Origin of the sequence: Pseudomonas psychrophila (genome assembly GCF_001043005.1) — a bacterium.
In the GTDB taxonomy this organism is placed as follows: Bacteria; Pseudomonadota; Gammaproteobacteria; order Pseudomonadales; family Pseudomonadaceae; genus Aquipseudomonas; species Aquipseudomonas psychrophila.
Genome location: NZ_JYKZ01000123.1, coordinates 1 through 506, shown reverse-complemented (window position 1 = coordinate 506; position 506 = coordinate 1). Strand labels below are relative to the sequence as shown.

Here is a 506-nt window from a genome sequence, read left to right as displayed (position 1 = left end):
AGATGGGTTGGCCTTCAACCTCTTCGGCACGAGGACGAATAATGGTCAGTGGTGGCATGACGCTGTTCCTGGAAGGAAGGAGCGTTGAGCATAACCCAACGCTCCAGTGCTGGCAGCGGACTCTCTTTTCCTACTGGCTGAAAGCACCTTCAGACAGGTGGGTTTCGATGGTGACATCTGCGGTTGTCATCAATTTATGCAGTGGGCACTTGTCGGCCACACGGTGCAGTTCATCGCGCTGTGCATCCGTCAATACCCCTTTGAGCGTCAGCTTGACGTGCAGGGCGTACTTGCCTTGCTGCTCTTCACTGGCATCGTGCTTAACCTCCACCGTCACCCCGGTGAGCGGAATGTCCTTCTTCTGCGCGTACAGCCTGAGGGTCAAGGCCTTGCAGGCACCCAGCGCAGCATCGAAGTAATCGTGGGGAGAAGGCGCAGAGCTTTCGCCGCCCATGGAGGTGGGAAGGTCAGCAAACACTTCGTGATCATCGATCATGACACTGTGG

General features: G+C 56.5%; 1 protein-coding gene. It reads right to left on the bottom strand.

Annotated elements, in window-relative coordinates:
• Positions 1 to 130: 130 nt before the first annotated feature.
• A partial coding sequence (locus tag TU76_RS24400) for an OsmC family protein (RefSeq protein WP_048352725.1) occupies positions 131 to 506 on the bottom strand: 376 nt, incomplete at its 5' end.